Consider the following 20,718-nt stretch of genomic DNA (forward strand, 5'->3'; position numbering starts at 1 on the left):
CCTTCGAGCTTCGGCATCTCGAAGATCAGCCGGTGGCCGTTCATCTATGCGGGCACCATCCCGATGCCGGAGCAAACCCCCGGATCAGGTCAAACTCGTACACCACTTCTCAGGACGCAACCCGAACATGCGACTCGTTGTAAGGTAGGGAAACCGCCCTTGACCTGCAAAATCGCAGGCAGGGAGCCTATGTCCAGGAGTACCTCGATGATGCGTACAATGTTCAAGTCCAAGATCCACCGCGCCATCGTCACCCAGGCCGACCTGCACTACGTGGGATCGGTGACCATCGACGCCGACCTGCTCGACGCCGCCGACCTGCTGCCCGGCGAGCTCGTGCACATCGTGGACGTCACCAACGGCGCCCGGCTGGAGACCTACGTCATCGAGGGTGAGCGGGGATCCGGGGTGATCGGGATCAACGGGGCCGCCGCCCATCTCGTCCACCCCGGCGACCTCGTGATCATCATCAGCTACGCTCAGGTCACCGACGCCGAGGCGCGGGCGCTCCGGCCGCGGGTCGTGCACGTGGACCGCGACAATCGCATCGTGGCCCTGGGGGCCGACCCGTCCGAGCCGGTGCCGGGCTCGGACCAGGAACGCAGCCCGCAGGCCCGGTCGGCCTGACGCGGCCCGGACAAGGGAACGAGGAGCGTGCCGCCCGTGAGCGACATCGAGATCCGCGACGACCGGACGGCGGGCCGCCTGGAGGCGGTGGGGGACGGTGAGGTCGTCGGCCGGATCGAGTACTTCGTGCTCGACACCCCCGCGCGCGCCCTGGTCCCCGTGCACACCGTGGTGGAGCCGGCCCACGAGGGGAAGGGCGTCGCGGGCTCACTGGCGCGCGAGCTGTACGCCGTCGCGGGGCGCGAGGGCGTCGCCGTCGCACCGCTGTGCCCGTACGTCGTCCGGTGGGCCGAGCGCCACCCCGACGAGGCGCCGCCGGCCGGCCCGGAGCTGCTGCGGGCGGCCAAGGAGTGGCTGATGGCGCACCCCGGACGGTTCTGACCCGGGTCCCGGACGGTCCTGAAGGGAGGGCCGGGGTGTCCGTGCCCGTGCTGCGCGTCGACCGGCCGATGGCCGCCTCCTCGGTCGCCGCGGGGCCGCGGGTCACCGTCCTCGCGGCCCTGGAGAGCACGCTCGCGCCGACGCGGACACCGATCGTGGACGAGGCCCGCCGCGCCGCGCCGGCCGGCCGAGGTACGGACCGTCCTGGTCGCCGGTGCCCGGAACCGCTTCGGGGCGGGTGACACCGAGGGATACCTGCGCCGGGTGGCGGACGCCGCGGACGCGGTCACCGACGCCGACGCGATCGTGCTCGTCCATGCCTCCATGGCCCCGGCCCGGCGCCTGGTGGCGGCCGCCGTCCCGGTGCTGTCCGGCCCCCCGGCCGGGGGGCGGCGGCGGAGGCCGGGGCGGCGGGGTTCCCGCGGCGGCGCCATGCGGGTGGGCCCACCTGGCCGCCGCCGTTCATGCGGAGGAGTGATGCGGGGGAGTGAGTGGGGGCGCGACCGCAGGGTACGCGGGCAAGTAGTCCAGAGCCGAAGTCGACCGACTGGCCGGAGGACACCTGTCATGACGAACCCGTATCCGGATCCCGTCCCGCCGGGACCCACGCCAGGTCCGGATCCCCAGCCCCCGCAGCCGTACCCGGATCCCGTCCCGCCGCCCGCGCCGCACCCGGCCCCGGGCCCGGTGCCGACCCCGCCGCCGGAACCGGAGCCGCCCGCGCCGCCCGGCCCGGCCCCGGGCCCGCAGCCCACGCCCCCACCGCCGCACCCCGGTCCGCCTCCCGAGCCGTCCCCGTCCCCGATCCCGCCGGGACCGGAGCCGGTGCCGAACCCGGAGCCGGGACCACCGCTCACCTGAGTCATATGCGCCGCGGGCGGCGGCCGGCCGCCCGCGGCACCGTCCGCCGTCCCGTGCCCGCCGCCTCGGTACGAGCGGACCGTCCGGCCGATCGCCGCCGGTTCCCCGCCACTTGGCGTGACCGAGCGGCTGATTGCCGTCTTGTCACGGCCGGTTCCCGCCGCATACTTTTGCCCCTCCTGACGCAGTGTCGAGGGGGACCTTCCATGGCCGTACGCGGCCGGCACCGCCGGTACCAGCCGAACAGGATCAACCGCGCCTCACTCACCCTCACGGCGAGCGGAGCCGGCATGGCGCTGCCGCTCATCGGCACCGGGACCGCTCAGGCGGCCGACGTCGAGACCTGGGACGAGGTCGCCGCCTGCGAATCCACCAACGACTGGGACATCAACACCGGCAACGGGTACTACGGCGGGCTGCAGTTCACCCAGTCCACCTGGGAGGCGTACGGCGGCACCCGGTACGCGCCGCGCGCCGACCTGGCCACCAAGGACCAGCAGATCGCCGTCGCCGAGAAGGTGCTCGACGGGCAGGGGCCCGGCGCCTGGCCGGTGTGCTCGGCCCGCGCCGGACTGACCCGGGGCGGCGCGGAGCCGGACATCCGCCCCGCCGGTTCCCCGAAGCCCGGGAAGAGCGCCGAGGGGGCCGGCGCGAAAGGCTCTTCCCCGGCGGGGGAGAGGGCAGGGAAGGGCGGCGGCGGGACCGGCGCGACGGCCGGCCGCGGTCCCGTCCAGGACGTACGTCCGCAGACCCCGCCGCAGTCCCGGGCCGGTCAGGCCGAGATGTACACGGTCGTCTCCGGCGACACGCTGTCCGGCATCGCGGAGGCCGAGCGGGTCCGGGGCGGCTGGCAGCGGCTGTACGCCGCCAACCGCGGCACGATCGGAGCCGATCCCGATGTGATCCTCCCGGGCCAGCGGCTGAGGGTGAGCGGTGCGGACACGGCCGCCGGTTCCCCCGAGCGCACCGGCCGGAAGAGGGCCGAACCGTCCGCTTCCCCGCGGCAGGGGAAGGCGACGGAGGCGACGCCGGACAGCCGGGCCGGGAGCAGGAAGAGCGCGGGCGAGAAGGGCCAGGACAGGAACGCCGGGACCAAGAAGGGCGACGGCGGGAAGGCCGACGCCGGGAAGGGCAGCGCGCACCGGGCCGCGAGCGGACACGCGGTGGTGGCCCCCGTCGACGCCGCCCTGGGCACGCCCTACCGGCAGGCGGGCTCCGCCTGGTCGAAGGGCTACCACACCGGCGTCGACTTCCCCGTGCCCACCGGCACCTCCGTGAAGTCGGTCGCGGCGGGCCGCGTCGTCAGCGCCGGCTGGGGCGGCTCGTACGGCTACCAGGTGGTGATCCGGCACACCGACGGCCGCTACAGCCAGTACGCACACCTGTCGGCGATCTCGGTGAAGGACGGACAGTCCGTCGGCGCCGGGCAGCGCATCGGCCGATCGGGGTCCACCGGCAACAGCTCGGGCCCGCATCTGCACTTCGAGGTGCGGACGGGGCCCGGCTTCGGCGCGGACGTCGACCCGGTCGCCTATCTGCGGGCCGGCGGCGTCAGGATCTGACCCGTGCCCGGCACCGGTCGGGCACCGGCGCCGGCATCGGGATGCAGGGGCCCGCGCAGAACGGGACGTAGGACGGCAGGTAAGGGCCGGGGACCGTCGGCTCCCCGGACTCGTACGGGGACCCGTGGGCATCCTCCCGCAAGGCCGGTGCCGCCGGGGCGGGGACGGACGCGGTCCCGCGCGACGCGGCGGCAGAGCGCCCGGAGAGTTCCGGAAGCAGGTCTTCCCGGGCACGCCCCGGCTCGGCCGCAGCCGCCGCACCGGAGCTCTCCGGCGCACGTGCCGGAGCCGGGACCGGGGCCGGGTTCGGGCCCGAGATCGGGTTCGGGGCCGGGGCTTCGGCCGGAGCCGGAGCCGCGGCCTGCGCCCCGGCCTCCCGCTGGGTACGCGCGATCCGCTCCGTCGTCAGCAGGATCAGACCACCGGCTGCCACGACGCCGCAGCCCAGCGCGAGCACCGTGCCCGTCGTGCCGTAGCGGAAGGTTTCGCCGAACAGCGTGATGCCGACCGCCGCCGCCAGCACCGGGTTCACCACCGTGAGCGTGGCCAGCGGAGCCGCCAGGCCGGCGCCCTTGTAGGAGGCCTGGGACAACAGCATCCCGGACGTGGCGAAGACGCCTATGACGGCCAGGGACGGCAGGTCCGCCGCCGTCACGCCGCCCGTCCAGCCGACGGCCACCAGCTTGGTGAAGACCGAGGACATGCCGAACGCGATGCCGGACGCGGTCGCGAGCAGCATGCTGCGCACCGCGGGATGCCGGTGCGCGGCCCGCCCCGCGATCATCAGCGCCACGACGGCGCCGCCGGTGACCAGGGCCACGGCCGCCCGCTCGGACACGGCCAGCGACTGCGCGTCCGAGGTGCCGACCAGGGACAGCAGACCCGCGAGGCCGACGGTCGCCATGAGCGCGCCCCGCCAGGCGGTCGCGCCGGCCCTGCGGCCCACGAACAGCGCCGCCATGGGCAGGGCGAACACGATGGTCAGCGCTCCGAGCGGCTGTACGAGGCTCAGCGGGCCGTAGGCGAGGGCGGCGACGTGCAGCAGTCCGCCGAGACCGTTGAGGGCGACCGCGGCCCACCAGCCGGGCTGCCGCAGGGGGGCGTACTGCCGCTCGGGAGAGGACTCCGCGACCCGCTCCTGCACGATCGCCCCGCCCGCGTACGCCACGGCGGAGACGAGCGAGAGGAGAACGGACAACGCGAGGGCGCTCATCGGCTGCTCCTCTGCGCGAGGCGGGGGCCGGGGGCCCGGCGCGGCGTACGGTCGGCTTCCATACTCCCTACGATGCCGTGCGGCGCTCTTCCCGTCGTCGTCCCTGAGCACGCACTGGGTCCTACTGCCGATGGAGTAGGAGGCGGGCTCCGTCATCCCGTGGGTGGGCGTTGCCGGGTACCTGTCCCTGAAGGGGCTCCCTTAGAGGCACCCCTGAAGGCACCCGGTCCGAGGGCAGCGGCACCGGGTCTGACGGGGATACGGCAGATCAGGTATCAGTCTCCTTGTGGATCTCGACCCCCGGCTCTCCGCTCTCCGCCCGCTCGGCGGCTTCTTCGCCCTGCACGCTCCCGGCCCCCCGCCCCGTCGGCTCGCCCCGCTCGCGGAGGTGTACGGGCCGGCGGTACCGGAGGCAGGTCCGGATCCGCTGGCGTTCCGCGTCCGCAAGGTCGAGGAAGCCCTGCGCGCCCCCGAGACGCGGATCGCCGTCTCCGTGGCCCACCAGGGGCTCGCGGCCCGGCTGTGGTCCGCCGCCCTCGGCTGCGCCGTGCTGTACGGCCGCGTTCCCGACCTCGACCCGCACCTGCTGCACTGGGACCCCGACGCCGCGGCCCCCGACGACCTGTGGCTCACCCAGGTGCGCCCGCACTCCAGTGACACGAGTGACACGAGTGACACGAGCGACGAGGGTGCCGCAGCCGTCCTCGCGGACGCCGTACTGCGCGCCCACCTGATACCGCTGGCGGCGGCCCTGCGCGCCCGGTACCGCGTCGCGGCGGGCCTGCTGCGGGGCAACACGGCCTCGGCGCTCGCCGGTGCCGCCCGCGAACTGGACCGCTGGGCCCGCGCCCACGGCCGTCCCGACGCCGCCGCCCGCGCCCGGTCCGTGACCGCCGCACTGCTCGGCCACCCCCTGCTCACCGGCACCGGCACGCTCACCGGCACCGCCTTCCGCCGCCGCAGCTGCTGCCTGTACTACCGTGTGCCCGGCGGAGGCGTCTGCGGCGACTGCTGCTTCCCGACCCCTCCAGGGTCCGCGTCCCCGAGCCCTCCAGGATCCGCGTCCCCGAGCCCTTGAGGGCCCGCGGCCCTCCCGGCCCCTCACCGCATCCCCGGCCGCCAGCACCTCTGGCCGGCCACACTCCTGGCCATCTGCCCCTGGCTCCCCGGCCCCTGGCCCTCTTTCCCTCGCCCTCTTCCCTCCACGCTCCGCCCGGGTGACCATGGGACGATCGACCGCGGCGACGGGAGGGTGCGGGTGCGCGTGGGACTGCTGACCCGGGAGTACCCGCCGGACGTGTACGGCGGCGCCGGCGTCCACGTCGAGTTCCTCGCCCGCGAACTCGCCCGCCTCGTCGACCTGGACGTGCACTGCTGGGGCGAGGGCCGGGCGGAGGGAGTGCTGCGCCACCGGCCGTGGCCCGCGCTCGACGGGGCCAACGACGCGCTGCGCACCTTCTCCGTGGACCTCACCATGGCCGCCGCCCTGGCCGACCGCCACCTGGTCCACTCGCACACCTGGTACGCGGCGCTCGGCGGCCACCTCGCCAAGCTCCTCCACGGCATCCCGCACGTGGTCACCGCCCACTCCCTGGAGCCCCTGCGCCCCTGGAAGGCCGAGCAGCTCGGCGGCGGATACGCCCTGTCGAGCTGGGCGGAGCGCACCGCGATCGAGGCCGCCGACGCGGTGATCGCCGTCTCCGGCGCCATGCGCGAGGACATCCTCACCTGCTACCCGGCGCTGGCGCCGGACCGGGTCCACGTCGTGCACAACGGCATCGACACCACCCTCTACCGGCCCGATCCCGCCACCGGCGTCCTGGACCGCATCGGCCTGGACCGCTCCCGGCCGTACGTCCTGTTCGTCGGCCGCATCACCCGTCAGAAGGGCGTGCCCCATCTGCTGCGCGCCGTCCGGGACATCGACCCGGCGGCGCAGGTCGTCCTGTGCGCGGGCGCGCCCGACACCCCCGAGGTCGACCGGGAGTTCCGCGACCTGTTCGGCGAGCTGAGCCGGGTGCGCGCGGGCGTGCACTGGATCCCCACGATGCTGCCGCGCCCGGAGGTGGTCCAACTCCTCACCCACGCCGCCGTGTTCGTCTGCCCCTCGGTGTACGAACCCCTCGGCATCGTCAACCTGGAGGCGATGGCCTGCGGCACGCCCGTCGTCGCCTCCCGGACCGGCGGCATCCCCGAGGTCGTGGAAGACGGCGGAACCGGGGTACTCGTGCCCGTGGACGACGATTTCGAGGCGGGTCTCACGCGGGCCCTGGACAGGCTCCTGGGCGATCCGGAGACCGCCCGGCGGATGGGCGAGGCGGGGCGGGAGCGGGCGGTGCGCGCGTTCGGCTGGGACACGGTCGCGCGCCGTACCGTCCGGCTCTACGAGGAGATCCTCGGACGGTCGTAGCCGTCCCGTACGAGCACAGGCACGGGAACGAGCACGGGCACAGGCACAGGCAGGGAACGGCGAGGGCGAGGGGAGCGGCCATGCGGCGTGGGGGTCCATCGGTGCTCGGGATCGTGCTGGCGGGCGGGGAGGGCAAGCGCCTGATGCCCCTGACCGCGGACCGCGCCAAACCCGCGGTCACCTTCGGCGGCACGTACCGCCTCGTCGACTTCGTCCTGTCCAACCTCGTCAACGGCGACATCCTGCGCATCTGCGTCCTGACCCAGTACAAGTCGCACTCGCTGGACCGGCACATCACCACCACCTGGCGGATGTCCAGCCTGCTCGGCAACTACGTCACACCCGTCCCGGCCCAGCAGCGGCTCGGCCCCCGCTGGTACCTGGGCAGCGCCGACGCGATCCTGCAGTCCCTGAACCTCGTGCACGACGAACAGCCCGACCACGTCGCGGTGTTCGGCGCCGACCACGTCTACCGCATGGACCCGCGGCAGATGATCGCCCAGCACATCGAGTCGGGGGCGGGCGTGACGGTGGCCGGAATCCGCGTGCCGCGCGCCGAGTCGTCGTCGTTCGGCGTGATCACCCCCGGCTCCGGCGGCCTGGCCGTCGACGGCTTCCTGGAGAAGCCCGCCGATCCGCCGGGCCTGCCCGACGACCCCGAGTGCGTCTTCGCCTCGATGGGCAACTACGTCTTCACCACCAAGGCCCTGATCGAGGCGTTGCGCCGGGACGCCGAGGACGAGGACTCGGCGCACGACATGGGCGGTTCGATCCTGCCCCGGCTCACCGAGCAGGGCGCGGCGGCGCTGTACGACTTCGGCACCAACCACGTGCCCGGCGAGACCTCCCGCGACCAGGGCTACTGGCGGGACGTGGGCACCCTCGACGCCTACTACGACGCCCACATGGACCTGATCGCCGAGCGCCCCGCCTTCAACCTGTACAACCGCGACTGGCCGATCTACACCCACTCGGGCCAGCTCTCGCCCGCCCGCTTCCACGGGGGCGGCATCGCCGGCGAGTCGATCGTCAGCGCCGGGTGCCTGATCCGCGGTCAGGTCACGCGGTCGGTGCTGTCGCCGGGGGTCGTGGTCGACCCGGGCGCGGTGGTGCAGGGCTCGGTACTGCACGACAACGTGCACGTCGGGCGCGGTGCGGTGGTGCGCGGGGCGGTACTGGACAAGAACGTCGTGGTGCCGCCGGGCGCGACGATCGGCGTCAGCCCGGAGCGGGACGCGGAGCTCTACACCGTCTCGAAGGGCGGGGTGATCGCGCTGGGCAAGGGACAGCGGGTGCGCTGACCACCGCCCGCCCGGCGGTCCCCTGGACCCCCACCCCGAACCATGCTGTCATGTCTACGTCATTACATCGATGTCATGGACGGGGTGACCGGCCGTCGTCCGGCGCCCCGCCTCGAAGGAGAGGACCCGTGCGCATCAGACGGCTCAGAGACCGGTTCACCCTCCTGCTCGCCGCGGCGCTCGGCGTCGCGGGACTGACCACCGCCCCCTCCGCGAGCGCGGCCGGCGAGCCCGCCCCGGAGATCCACGGCCTGAAGGGCGAGTACTACACCCACTCCGCCCCCGGCGCCTTCGACTTCCACGAACTGAAGGCCACCGCCTTCGACCCGCAGCTCGACTTCGGCACCCTCGAACCCCGCCTGAACTTCACCACCGGCCGGTCGGACGACGTCAGCGTCCGCTGGACCGGGAAGATCGTTCCGGAGAAGACCGGCCCGCACACCTTCTCGGTCGTCGGCGACAACGGCTTCCGTCTGTGGATCGACGGGAAGCTCGCCATCGACCACTGGGTCGACGACTGGGACCGGGAACAGACCTCCGAGCCCGTCGAGCTGACGGCGGGCCGCGCCCACGACTTCAAGGTGGAGTACTTCGAGCACTTCGGCGGCTCCCACCTGCACGTCCGCTGGACCGAACCCGGCGGCGCCAAGGAGCCCGTACCGCAGTCGGCGTTCCGGCTGCCCGACGGGTTCGCCTACGACGGGCCCACCGCGGCGACGGTCCTCGCCACCGGCCGCACGCTGAAGCTGGACTTCGCCCGGCCCCTGGCCGCACCCCCGGCCGGCTTCACCGATCACCTCGACGCGGTGATCGGCGGCGCCGCGTGGCCCCTGGGCGCGGCCACGCCGGACCCCGCCGACCCCTCGGCCCTGCTCGTCGCCCTCGACGAACCCGTCGTCGGCGACAAGACGGGCACCGCGCCCGGCACCGCCGACGTCCGCTACGACGGTGAAGGCGGCCTCACCGACGCCGACGGCAACGTTGTCAAGGCGTTCCTGAGCAGCGGCCCCAACCGGTCCACGTACGAACTGCGCACCCGGTGGGCCGAGGAGGTCGGGCCGGACAACGCCCACCCGGAGTACCCGCGCCCGCAGCTCACCCGCGCCGACTGGCTGAACCTCAACGGCCGCTGGGAGTTCGCCGCCGCCGAGGCGGGCGAGCGGCCGCCGTTCGGCAGGACCCTCGGCGAGCGCATCCTCGTGCCCTACCCGGTGGAGTCCCAGCTCTCCGGCGTGCAGCGGCACGAGGACCGCATGTGGTACCGCCGCACCTTCACCGTCCCCGCCGGCTGGCACATCGGCTCCGGCAAGCGGCTGAAGCTCAATTTCGGCGCCGTCGACTGGCACGCCAGGGTCTGGGTCAACGGCATCGAGGTGGCCGAGCACAAGGGCGGTTACGACAAGTTCGGCGCGGACGTCACCGACGCGCTCCGGCCCGGCCGCACCCAGGAGCTGATCGTCGGCGTGTACGACCCGACCGACGCGGCGGGCGGTGAGAACCCGCCGCTGGGCAAGCAGCGCCTGGACCCCAGCGGCATCTGGTACACCCCCAGCTCCGGCATCTGGCAGACGGTCTGGCTGGAGCCGGTCGCCCGCGACCACGTCGACTCCCTCAAGCTCACCCCGGACGTCGCCGCGGGCACGCTCACCGTCGAGCCGCGCGGCGTGCGCGACGGCGTCCCGGTCACGGCGACGGCGTACGCCGGCACCCGCGAGGTCGCCAGGGCCACCGGCCGCACCGGCCGCCCTCTGACCCTGACGATCGACGACCCGCGCCTGTGGTCCCCGGACGACCCGTTCCTGTACGACCTGAAGGTCACCGTCGGCGCCGACCGCGTCGGCAGCTACTTCGGGATGCGGTCCGTCGCGGTGGAGAAGGTGAACGGCGTGCCCCGCACGCTCCTCAACGGCGAGCCCGTCTTCCTGATGGCCACCCTCGACCAGGGCTTCTGGCCCGACGGCCTGCACACCGCGCCCACCGACGAGGCCCTGGCATACGACCTGAGGCTGCACAAGAAGCTCGGCTTCAACTCCGTGCGCAAGCACATCAAGGTCGAACCCGACCGCTGGTTCCACTGGGCCGACCGGCTCGGCCTGCTGGTGTGGCAGGACATGCCCGCCATGACCGCCGGGGTGACCCCGGACGCCGAGGCGCGCGCCCAGTACGAGCGCGAGATGAAGGAGATGATCGACGAGCACATCAGCAGCCCGTCGGTGATCATGTGGGTCACCTTCAACGAGGGCTGGGGCCAGTACGACGTCGGCCGCGTCGCCGCGCAGGCCAAGTCCTGGGACCCGACCCGCCTGGTGAACAACCAGTCCGGGCTCAACCTGGGAGCCGACGGCAACGCCGGCGACATCATGGACGAGCACGGCTACCCGAGCCCCGCCCTGCCGCCCCGCCCGGACGGCGAACGCGCGCTGGTCAGCGGCGAGTACGGCGGCCTCGGCCTGGCGGTGCCCGGACACGCCTGGTCCGTGCAGCAGTCGTACGTCGACGTCGACCCGGCCGCGTACACCGACGGCTACCTGGACAGGCTGGACGAGGTGCGGGCGCTGGTGTGCCGGGGGAGCAACGGCGCCGTGTACACCCAGATCTCGGACGTCGAGGGCGAGCTGAACGGGCTGACGACCTACGACCGCGCGGTCCTCAAGCCGGACGCGGAGCGGGTGCGGGCCGCCCACGAGGCGCTGATCCGCGACGCGTCCCGGGCGGCTCCGGCCGGGTGCCCGGCGAACGGTTCCTGAGCCCCGAAGCCCCATGAGTCCCGCTTCCCTCACCGGTTCATGAGGGAAGCGGGACTTAATCTGGTATTAACTGTGCGTAGCCCGATCGCACTTGACCGTAATCGCCGAAGGGCGATTGACTGCTCGCCCACCCGTCGTCGATGCGAGGCACGCCCTTGACTTCCGACCCGCTCGCTCCTCTCGACCTCGCCTTCTGGAACATCGAGACCGCCGGGCATCCGATGCACCTCGGAGCGCTCGGCGTCTTCTCCGCCCGCTCGCCGGCCGCGGGCGCGCACGCGGCGGACCTGCTCGCGGCCCGCGCCGCCGCCGTACCCGGGCTGCGCATGCGCATCCGGGATGTGTGGCAGCCGCTCGCCCTGGGCCGGCCGCTCTCCTTCGGCGGCGCCGCCCGCGAACCCGACCCGGCCTTCGACCCCCTCGACCACGTCCGGCTGCACGCGCCCACCGCGGACTTCCACGCCGACGCGGGCCGCCTCCTTCAGCGCCCGCTGCGGCGCGACCGGCCGCCGTGGGAGGCCCATGTGCTGCCGGGCGAGGACGGCACGTCGTTCGCCGTGCTGTTCAAGTTCCACCACGCCCTCGCCGACGGGCTGCGCGCGCTCACCCTCGCCGCGGCGATCCTCGACCCGGTGGACGCCCCGGCGCCCCGCCCGCGCCCCGCGCCGCCCCGGAGCGGCGGGCTGCCGGACGTGCGCAGCCTGCCGGGACTGCTGCGCGGCGCCCTGTCCGGCGCGGGCCGCGCCCTGGACATCGGCGCCTCCGTCGCCCTGTCCACCCTCGACGCGCGCTCCTCGCCCGCGCTCACCGCCGGGCCCTCCGGCACCCGCCGCACCGCCGGGACGGTCGTCGACCTCGACGACGTGCACCGCATCCGCAAGACCGAGGGCGGCACCGTCAACGACGTCCTGATCGCGGTCGTCGCGGGCGCCCTGCGCCGCTGGCTCGACGAACGCGGCGACGGCAGCGAGGGCGTGGCCCCCCGCGCCCTGATCCCGGTCTCCAAGCGCCGCCCGCGCACCGCGCAGCCGCCGGGCAACCGGCTCTCCGGCTACTTGATACGGCTTCCGGTCGGCGACCCCGACCCCCTCGGCCGCCTCGGCGCGGTCCGCGCCGCCATGGACCGCAACAAGGACGCCGGGCCCGACCGGGGCGCCGGAGCGGTGGCCCTGCTCGCCGACCACGTGCCGGCGCTCGGCCACCGGCTCGGCGGGCCCCTGGCCGGGCGGGCCGCCCGGCTCTGGTTCGACATCCTGGTCACCAGCGTGCCCCTGCCCGGCCTCGGCCTGAAGCTCGGCGGCCACCCGCTCACCGCGGTCCACCCCTTCGCGCCGCTGGCCCCCGGCCACTCCCTGGCGGTCGCCGTCTCCACCTACCGCGGGCGCGTCCACTACGGGCTGGTCGCCGACGCCGAGGCCGTACCGGACCTCGGCCGGCTGGCCGGCGCCCTGTCCGAGGAGGTGGAGACGTTGCTCACTGCCTGCCGCCCCTGACGGGCGCGGGTTTGGCGGCACGGCCCGGCGCTCCGTAAACTCACCCGTTCGAAAGCGGGCGCGAGTCGGAGCGCCGCAACGGGTGACCAGGGAACGGCAGCGGCGATGACGGTGACAGACAACGGCCCGGCGGCCACGGACGACGCGACCGCGTCCTCGTACGGCCCCGGCATCGACCCGGAGCGCCTGGCCGTCTGCCTCAGCGTGCTGGAGGAGCTCGACAAGCTCGACGTCGACCACCCCGACGCGATCAAGGTGCGCCGGGCCACCTCGCACATCTACCGCACGGTCAAGCAGCGCCGCCGCCAGGAGCGCCGGGCCGCCAAGACCGCCCACGACCGGGCGGTCACCGAGGCCACCGCCACCGGCTCCGCCGAGCGCATCGACGACGAGACCGAGGGCATCCTGCCCTCCTCCAAGGTCGAGCCCGGCCGGATCGCGGGGATACTCCAGCGCCCCCGCTCCTGCTACGTCTGCAAGACGCGGTACGTCGAGGTCGACTACTTCTACCACCAGCTCTGCCAGAAGTGCGCCGCCGAGAACCGGGCCCGGCGCGAGGCCCGCACCGACCTGACCGGCAAGCGGGCGCTGCTCACCGGCGGCCGGGCCAAGATCGGCATGTACATCGCGCTGCGGCTGCTGCGCGACGGCGCCCACACCACGATCACGACCCGGTTCCCCAACGACGCCATCCGCCGCTTCAAGGCCCAGCCCGACAGCGACGAGTGGATCCACCGGCTGAAGATCGTCGGCATCGACCTGCGCGACCCGGCCCAGGTCGTCGCGCTCGCCGAGTCGGTCGCCGCCGCCGGCCCGCTCGACATCCTGATCAACAACGCGGCGCAGACCGTACGCCGCTCCCCGCAGGCCTACAGCGAGCTGGTCGCCGCCGAGTCCGGCCCGCTGCCCGCCGGGGAGCTGCCCGCCGCCGAGGTGATCGGCACCTTCGGCTCCGGCGCGGTCGCCGAGCTCCCGGTCGCCGGGGGCGGCGCGCTCACCGCCCAGGAGGTCACCGACCTCGCGCTGGTCTCCGGCTCCGCCTCCCTGGACCGCATCGCGGCGGGCACCGCGATCGACGCGGGCGGCCTGGTGCCCGACCTGCACGACACCAACAGCTGGGTGCAGACGGTGGACGAGGTCACGCCCATCGAGCTGCTGGAGGTCCAGCTGTGCAACTCGACGGCGCCGTTCATCCTGATCAGCCGGCTGCGCCCGGCGATGGCGGCGTCCCCGTCCCGGCGGACGTACATCGTCAACGTCTCCGCCATGGAAGGCGTCTTCGCCCGCGGCTACAAGGGCGCCGGCCACCCGCACACCAACATGGCCAAGGCCGCCCTGAACATGCTCACGCGCACCAGCGCCCAGGAGATGTTCGACAAGGACGGCATCCTGATGACGGCCGTCGACACCGGCTGGATCACCGACGAGCGCCCGCACCCCGACAAGGTCCGCCTCGCGGAGGCCGGCTTCCACGCCCCGCTCGACCTGATCGACGGCGCCGCCCGCGTCTACGACCCGATCGTGCGCGGCGAGGCGGGCGAGGACCTGTACGGCGTCTTCCTGAAGGACTACGCGCCCGGCAAGTGGTGACGGCGCACGGACGAGGCGGGCGGGCCGGCGCGCCCGGCCGCCCGTCCACCGGTGCCCGGCGGCGGGTCAGTCGACCGCGCCCAGGCGGGAGTTGCGCTCCGCCACCAGTTCCAGCAGCGTGCGCCAGTCCTCCAGCACCCCGGCGTCGAAGCCGGCGCCACGGCCCTCCTCGGCCGCCTGACGCAGGCTGAGCAGGTCGTCGTCGGCCCGGACGTCCGAGCCGTCGTGGTGGCGCAGCAGACGGGCGATCCGGTCACCGAGCAGCGGCCGTACCGCCGCGGCCGTGCGTTCGGCATGGCCGTGCGGATCGCCGGGCCACAGCAGCCGGCCGACCGGATGCACCAGCCCGGCCACCTGGAGTTCCTTGTCGGCGGGGCGGCTGCGGCGCAGCAGCGCGGCGGTCCGCAGCGCGTGGTCGTGCAGATCCACCGGCGCGTCACCGCGTCCCGCGGCGCTCCGCGTGCCCCGGCAGGCGTACAGCAGGTCCATCAGCTCCTCGACGCTGCGCAGTTCCATGCGTCCGTCCTCCCGCGAGAAGGCCGTTGCCGTCCGCCAGCAGACCATGGCCGCCTTGCGCCCGGGCCAACGGCACTTGAACGGTGCGGCCCTGCGGGTGACGGCCGTACCGGGCGGTGTGCGGGAGAGGGCGAGGGGCGACGCCCGTCCGGCCCCTGGGCCGAACGGGTGAGCCGCCCATCGGAGCCCGTGGGGGGGCGAAACGGTGCGAACCGGCCGCCGGACGCACAGCGAAACGTCATGGTTACCCCAAGTTTTCGCTCCTATCGAGCGGACCTCCGCTCATTTGGTTAATCTGGTCCGGACGGGCAGCAGCAAGGGGCCCCAACCCGCACCCACGGCCCGTCATGGGACAAGCCGGCGCACAGCGGCCTGCTCCCACCCGAGTTACCGGCGCCACCGCGTCCGAACTGCTTTCGACCAAGACCCGAGCGGGCGTCAGGTACGGGACGGCAGACTGGCCGGCGACGCCCGAGGGTGACCGACACGTGAGGAGTGCGCGGTGACACCGGAGAAGACCAATCGCGAACAGCGACCCAAGGAACGCGGGGAGCGGGCCGGCCGCCGGCCAGGAGAGATCGGCAGCCTCGACGTCTGGGCCCGCTCCGCCCCCATCCGCCTCGCGGGTTACGAGGACGACCTCGCCGAGCCGCACATCCTGCCCAGCGTGGACTGACCCGCCCGCCGGAAACCGGCGGGAACCCTCCGCGATCGCCGGCGCAGGGGTCTGCGACACTCACGCCCATGCTGATCAGGGACGCAACGACCGACGACTGGCCGCGCATCTGGCCCTTCTGGCACCGCATCGTCGCCGCCGGCGAGACCTACGCCTGGGACCCGGAGACCTCCGAGGAGGAGGCCCGGGTCCTGTGGATGAACCCCGCCAAGCGGGTCTTCGCCGTCGAGGACGACGCCGGCGCCGTCATCGCCTCGGCCTACCTCACCTCCAACTACGGCGGCCCCGCCGCCCGGATCGCCAACGCCGGCTTCATGGTCGACCCCGACCGGGCGGGCCGCGGCACCGGCCGGGCCCTCGCCGAGCACGTCCTGGCCGCAGCCAAGGCCGACGGCTACCGTGGCATGGTCTTCAACGCCGTCGTCGAGACCAACCCGGCCGTCAGGCTGTGGACCTCCCTCGGCTTCACGATCCTCGGCACCGTGCCGGACGCCTTCGAGCACCCGCGGCACGGGCGGGTCGGCCTGCACGTCATGTACCGGGCCTTGTAGACGCCGAACAGGCCAAGCACACCGTACGGTTCGAGCCGCGCGCGGCGGGGGAGCTCTACAGAAGCCCCCCTGGCGCGCCGGGTCCCGTGACCCGCGCGCCCACCCGGTCACCGCCGCGGCCCGCCGGAACCGTCCGCGGCCCAGTCACGGAGCGCCCGCATGCATGACGACCGCACCCTCGTCGAAGCCCGCCTCCGGCGGGTCCTCGACGAACGCATCCGTCCCGCCGTGTACCCCGAGTCCGTGCCGCTGGACGTCGCGGTGTGGCACGCCCCCGGTGAGCCCGTGCCGGTCGCCGAAGGGCTGGCGGCCGAACCGGAGCCCATCGCGGTGGGCACCCGCTGGGGCGCCCCCTGGGGCACCAGCTGGTTCCGCGTCACCGGAACCGTCCCCGGACGGTGGGCGGGCCGGACCGTCGAGGCGATCCTCGACCTCGGCTTCGACGAGAACATGCCCGGCTTCCAGTGCGAGGGCCTGGTGTACCGGCCCGACGGCACCCCGGTGAAGGGCCTCAACCCGCGCACCCCGTGGGTGCGCGTCGGCGCCCCCGCCGAGGGCGGCGAGGAGGTGCGCCTGCACATCGAGGCCGCCTCCAACCCTGTCATCATGGGCTCCCGTCCCTTCGCGCCGACCCGGCTCGGCGACCGGGAGACCGCGGGCGGCGAACCGCAGTACACCCTCGCCCGCATGGACCTCGCCGTCTTCGACGAGACGGTGTGGCAGCTCGTGATCGACCTGGAGGTGCTCGGCGGGCTGATGACCGAGCTGCCGGTGGACTCGCCGCGCCGCTGGGAGATCCTGCGGGCGGTGGACCGGGCCCTGGACGCCGTCGACCTCCAGGACGTGGGCGGCACGGCGGGCGAGGCCCGCGCACGGCTCGCCGGCGTCCTCTCCGCCCCCGCCGTGCCCTCCGCCCACCGCATCGGCGCCGTCGGCCACGCGCACATCGACTCGGCGTGGCTGTGGCCGCTGCGCGAGACCGTCCGCAAGGTCGCCCGCACCGCCGCGAACATGACCGCGCTGCTGGAGGACGAGCCGGACTTCGTCTTCGCCATGTCGCAGGCCCAGCAGTGGGCGTGGGTGAAAGAGCACCGGCCCGAGGTGTGGGCGCGGGTGAAGAAGGCGGTGGCCGGCGGGCGGTTCGTGCCGGCCGGCGGCATGTGGGTGGAGTCGGACACCAACATGCCCGGCTCGGAGGCGATGGCCCGGCAGTTCGTGCACGGCAAGCGGTTCTTCCTCGACGAGTTCGGCATCGAGAACGAGGAGGCGTGGCTGCCGGACACCTTCGGCTTCGCCGCCGGCCTGCCGCAGATCGTCAAGGCGGCCGGATCGAAGTACCTGCTGACGCAGAAGATCTCCTGGTCGCAGACGAACACGTTCCCCCACCACACCTTCCGGTGGGAGGGCATCGACGGCACCCGGATCTTCACCCACTTCCCGCCCGCCGACACCTACAACTGCCAGATGACGGGCGCCGAGATCGCCCACGCCGTCCGCAACTTCAAGGACAAGGGCGCCGCCCGCCGCTCCCTCGCCCCCACCGGCTGGGGCGACGGGGGCGGCGGCACCACCCGCGAGATGGTCGCCCGGGCGGCCCGGCTGCGCGACCTCGAAGGCTCGGCGACCGTGACGTGGCAGACCCCGCGGGCGTTCTTCGCCCAGGCCGCCGCCGAGTACCCCGACGCGCCCGTGTGGGTCGGCGAGCTCTACCTCGAACTGCACCGCGCCACCCTCACCAGCCAGGCGCAGACCAAGCAGGGCAACCGCCGCAGCGAACACCTCCTGCGCGAGGCCGAGCTGTGGGCGGCCACGGCGGCCGTGCGCACCGGATTCCCCTACCCCTACGAGGAGCTGGACCGCATCTGGAAGACGGTCCTGCTGCACCAGTTCCACGACATCCTGCCCGGCTCCTCCATCGCCTGGGTGCACCGCGAGGCACGCGCGACCTACGCGCGGATCGCCGGGGAGCTGACCGGCATCGTCGAGGCCGCCCAGCGCGCCCTGGCCGGCGAGGGCGAGGTCCCCCTCGTCTTCAACGCGGCCCCGCACGCCCGCTCGGGCGTCCCGGCGGGCGGCGCGCGGACCCCCGTGGCACCCGAGGGCCGCACGTCCCTCACCGCACGCCCCGGCGGCGGCCACGTCCTCGACAACGGCCTGCTGCGCGTCGAGACCGACGCCCGCGGCCTGGCCGTGTCCGTGTACGACATCGGGGCCGGCCGCGAGACGATCGCCCCCGGCCGGGCGGCGGGCCTCCTCCAGCTCCACCCCGACCTGCCGAACATGTGGGACGCCTGGGACGTCGACGCGTTCTACCGGCACACGGTCACCGACCTGACCGACGCCGACGAGGCCGTCCCGGGCGAGGACGGCGCGTCGGTGCGGATCGTCCGCTCCTTCGGCGCCTCCCGCGTCACCCAGGTGCTGTCGCTGCCGCCGGGGGAGCGGATGCTGGTGCTGGACACCGAGGTCGACTGGCACGAGACGGAGAAGTTCCTCAAGCTCGCCTTCCCGCTCGACGTGCACGCCGAACGGTACGCCTCCGAGACCCAGTTCGGGCACGTCCACCGGCCCACGCACACCAACACCAGCTGGGAGGCGGCCAAGTTCGAGGCGTGCAACCACCGCTTCGTCCACCTGGCGGAACCGGGCTGGGGCGTCGCCCTCGTCAACGACTCGACGTACGGCCACGACGTGACCCGCACGGTCCGCGACGGCGACGGGGGCGACGGGGGCACCACCACGACGGTCCGCGCCTCCCTGCTGCGCGCCCCGCGCTTCCCCGACCCCGAGACCGACCAGGGCGTGCACCGCTTCCGGCACGCGCTCCTGCCGGGCGCCGGGATCGGCGACGCGGTCCGCGAGGGCTGGCGGATCAACCTGCCGCAGCGGCGGCTGACCGGGGCGCGGGAGGTGGCCCCGCTGGTGACGTCCGACCGGGACGCGGTCGTGATCACCGCCGTGAAGCTGGCCGACGACGGCAGCGGGGACGTGGTGGTCCGCTTCCACGAGGCGCACGGCGGCCGGGCCCGGGCCACGCTCACCGCGGGCTTCGCCGTCGCCGGCGTCGTGGTGACCGACCTGCTGGAACGCCCGCTCGACGGGGAGCCCGCGCCCCCCGTCGACGGCGACCGGATCGCCGTACGGCTGCGCCCGTTCCAGCTGGCGACCCTGCGGCTGCGGCGCGCCTGACACCGCCGGCCCGGATGCCTACGACCGCCACGCCGCCCCCGCCAGCCGCGTGGGCGGCAGATACTCCCGCACATACGTCCGGTCCCAGCAGGTGCCCGTCTCCCGCAGCTCGCGCCAGGTCGTGTACCGGTAGCGGAACAGCCGGGCGCGGATGTACCGCGGCGGCTCCCCCGGCGGGAACGGCGAGCGGCGCAGCAGCTTCAGCGTGGCGGGGTCGTTCTCCAGGAGCCGCTCGACCAGCGTGCCGAACCACGGCCCCGCGTACGCGGGCGACAGCGCGGCGAACCACATCAGCCAGTCCAGCCGCAGGTGGTAGGGGGCGAACTGGCGCGGCCACCGCCGCGGATCGCCGGGCTTGCCCTTGAACTCGTACTCCCGCCACCGCGCGTCCTCGCGCGGCGCCGGATCGGCCGTCCCCTCGATCACCACCTCGTACCGGATCCGGCTGACGCTGCCGAAGGCGCCGTAGGTGTTGACCAGGTGCAGGGGGTCGAAGGAGCGGTTCATCACCTGGCGGCGGGAGATCATGTTGCGGACCGGCCGGTGGCTGAGGAACACCAGCAGCGCGCCCACCGCGAGCACGACGACCTCGTACCACAGCGGGGCGCCGGGCACCGGCGGCGGATCGGCGGGGAACTCCACCGCCGACAGGGCCAGCACGATGGTGATCCAGTTCAGCCAGGAGAAGTTGCCCGACAGCACCAGCCACAGCTGGGTGACGATCATCAGCGCGGCGGCGGCCGTGGCGACGGGCTGCGGGGTGAACAGCAGGAAGGGCACCACCAGCTGGGTGACGTGGTTCGCGGCCACCTCCACGCGGTGCAGGGGCCGGGGCAGATGGTGGAAGAACCAGCTCAGCGGGCCCGGCATCGGCTGGGTCTCGTGGTGGTAGTCCAGGCACGTCAGCTTCCGCCAGCACGCGTCGCCGCGCATCTTGATCAGCCCCGCGCCGAACTCCACCCGGAACAGGATCCAGCGCAGCAGGAACAGCACCACGACCGGCGGCGCCACCTCGTCGTTGCCGAGCAGGACGGCGACGAAGCCGGCCTCCAGCAGCAGCGACTCCCAGCCGAACGAGTACCAGGTCTGCCCGACGTTCACGATCGACAGGTACAGCGCCCACGGCACCAGCCACAGCAGCATCGCGCCCCACAGCGGCAGCAGGGAGTCCAGCCCCGCCAGCAGCGCCGCCGACACCGCGCAGCCCGCCCAGGCGCAGACCGCGAAGAACCGGTCGGAGTAGTGCAGCTGGAACAGGCTCGGCGCCCGCTTGAACGGCACCCGCTCCGTGAAGCGGGGCACGGGCAGCAGGCCGCGCTCGCCGATCAGCGCCCGGAACTGCAGGGCCGCCGTCAGGAACGCGACCAGGTACACGGCGGCCAGAGCCCGCTGGAAGACCAGCCGGGTCAGCCAGTAGTCGGGTGCGGTGAACCACTCCACGGCCGTGCGCTCCTTCCTCCCGTCCTCGCGCCGGAGCGCCCTGTCCCTCTTCCTCCGGTCCCCCGGGCGACCCTCCGTGTACCGCCGCTCCGGTCGCGTAACCCAAGCGGGTGAAGCAGACCATGGTGACCAAAAGTCATGGGTAGTGACCGTGTGACCCC

15 protein-coding genes and 1 pseudogene are annotated in these 20,718 nt (G+C 73.9%); 13 read left to right on the forward strand and 3 right to left on the reverse strand.

The features are described 5' to 3' along the window. Positions 1-207: 207 nt before the first annotated feature. The 4 genes and pseudogenes from panD (at position 208) to ABZ340_RS33535 (ending at position 3,431) form a co-directional block, all read left to right on the forward strand. On the forward strand, positions 208-627 hold the full coding sequence (gene panD, locus ABZ340_RS33520; protein ID WP_358785652.1) for an aspartate 1-decarboxylase: 420 nt from the start codon (positions 208-210) through the stop codon (positions 625-627). A gap of 36 nt (positions 628-663) precedes the next feature. Then, complete coding sequence (locus ABZ340_RS33525; protein ID WP_358785653.1) at positions 664-1,008, forward strand: GNAT family N-acetyltransferase; 345 nt, start codon at positions 664-666, stop codon at positions 1,006-1,008. Positions 1,009-1,040: 32 nt separating this feature from the next. Beyond that, positions 1,041-1,386, forward strand: a pseudogene (locus ABZ340_RS33530) (arylsulfatase); the annotation flags it as partial. Positions 1,387-2,075: 689 nt separating this feature from the next. Next, entirely contained in the window at positions 2,076-3,431 is a 1,356-nt protein-coding gene (locus ABZ340_RS33535) for a transglycosylase family protein (RefSeq protein WP_358785654.1), read from the forward strand. Here ABZ340_RS33535 and ABZ340_RS33540 read toward each other — a convergent pair. Further along, on the reverse strand, positions 3,421-4,644 hold the full coding sequence (locus ABZ340_RS33540; RefSeq protein WP_358785655.1) for a DMT family transporter: 1,224 nt from the start codon (positions 4,642-4,644) through the stop codon (positions 3,421-3,423). The two genes, ABZ340_RS33535 and ABZ340_RS33540, sit on opposite strands and share 11 nt — an antisense overlap. Positions 4,645-4,930: 286 nt before the next feature. On the opposite strand from ABZ340_RS33540, the gene ABZ340_RS33545 reads away from it, so the two are divergent. The 6 genes from ABZ340_RS33545 to ABZ340_RS33570 all read left to right on the forward strand — a co-directional run bounded on the left by ABZ340_RS33545 (position 4,931) and on the right by ABZ340_RS33570 (position 14,185). Beyond that, positions 4,931-5,722 carry a (2Fe-2S)-binding protein gene (locus ABZ340_RS33545; RefSeq protein WP_358785656.1) on the forward strand — a complete coding sequence of 264 codons (792 nt, stop codon included), beginning with the start codon at positions 4,931-4,933 and terminating at the stop codon, positions 5,720-5,722. 180 nt (positions 5,723-5,902) lie between these two features. Continuing rightward, positions 5,903-7,054 carry a glycogen synthase gene (gene glgA, locus ABZ340_RS33550; RefSeq protein WP_358785657.1) on the forward strand — a complete coding sequence of 384 codons (1,152 nt, stop codon included), beginning with the start codon at positions 5,903-5,905 and terminating at the stop codon, positions 7,052-7,054. 80 nt (positions 7,055-7,134) lie between these two features. Beyond that, positions 7,135-8,355 carry a glucose-1-phosphate adenylyltransferase gene (gene glgC / locus ABZ340_RS33555; protein WP_358785658.1) on the forward strand — a complete coding sequence of 407 codons (1,221 nt, stop codon included), beginning with the start codon at positions 7,135-7,137 and terminating at the stop codon, positions 8,353-8,355. 128 nt (positions 8,356-8,483) lie between these two features. Further along, positions 8,484-11,102, forward strand: coding sequence for a PA14 domain-containing protein (locus tag ABZ340_RS33560; protein ID WP_358785659.1), 2,619 nt, complete (start codon positions 8,484-8,486; stop codon positions 11,100-11,102). 155 nt (positions 11,103-11,257) lie between these two features. Beyond that, positions 11,258-12,595: a wax ester/triacylglycerol synthase family O-acyltransferase gene (locus tag ABZ340_RS33565; RefSeq protein WP_358785660.1), complete on the forward strand. Its 1,338-nt coding sequence runs from the start codon at positions 11,258-11,260 to the stop codon at positions 12,593-12,595. A 105-nt stretch (positions 12,596-12,700) separates the two neighbouring features. After that, on the forward strand, positions 12,701-14,185 hold the full coding sequence (locus ABZ340_RS33570; RefSeq protein WP_358785661.1) for an SDR family NAD(P)-dependent oxidoreductase: 1,485 nt from the start codon (positions 12,701-12,703) through the stop codon (positions 14,183-14,185). A gap of 66 nt (positions 14,186-14,251) precedes the next feature. Here ABZ340_RS33570 and ABZ340_RS33575 read toward each other — a convergent pair whose 3' ends face one another. Next, positions 14,252-14,701 carry a hypothetical protein gene (locus ABZ340_RS33575; protein ID WP_358785662.1) on the reverse strand — a complete coding sequence of 150 codons (450 nt, stop codon included), beginning with the start codon at positions 14,699-14,701 and terminating at the stop codon, positions 14,252-14,254. A gap of 502 nt (positions 14,702-15,203) precedes the next feature. Between ABZ340_RS33575 and ABZ340_RS33580 the strand changes: the two genes are divergently transcribed. The 3 genes from ABZ340_RS33580 (at position 15,204) to ABZ340_RS33590 (ending at position 19,117) form a co-directional block, all read left to right on the forward strand. Beyond that, the gene (locus tag ABZ340_RS33580; protein WP_358785663.1) at positions 15,204-15,377 is read left to right on the forward strand and encodes a hypothetical protein; all 174 of its coding nucleotides are present in this window, start codon (positions 15,204-15,206) and stop codon (positions 15,375-15,377) included. A 68-nt stretch (positions 15,378-15,445) separates the two neighbouring features. After that, positions 15,446-15,928 (forward strand): N-acetyltransferase, encoded by a 483-nt coding sequence (locus tag ABZ340_RS33585; protein WP_358785664.1) that lies wholly within the window; start codon positions 15,446-15,448, stop codon positions 15,926-15,928. A gap of 159 nt (positions 15,929-16,087) precedes the next feature. Then, positions 16,088-19,117, forward strand: coding sequence for a glycoside hydrolase family 38 C-terminal domain-containing protein (locus tag ABZ340_RS33590; RefSeq protein ID WP_358785665.1), 3,030 nt, complete (start codon positions 16,088-16,090; stop codon positions 19,115-19,117). Positions 19,118-19,135: 18 nt separating this feature from the next. Here ABZ340_RS33590 and ABZ340_RS33595 read toward each other — a convergent pair whose 3' ends face one another. After that, positions 19,136-20,557: a lipase maturation factor family protein gene (locus ABZ340_RS33595; protein WP_358785666.1), complete on the reverse strand. Its 1,422-nt coding sequence runs from the start codon at positions 20,555-20,557 to the stop codon at positions 19,136-19,138. Positions 20,558-20,718 lie beyond the last annotated feature (161 nt).

This window comes from Streptomyces sp. NPDC006134 (assembly GCF_040628835.1).
Classification (GTDB): domain Bacteria; phylum Actinomycetota; class Actinomycetes; order Streptomycetales; family Streptomycetaceae; genus Streptomyces.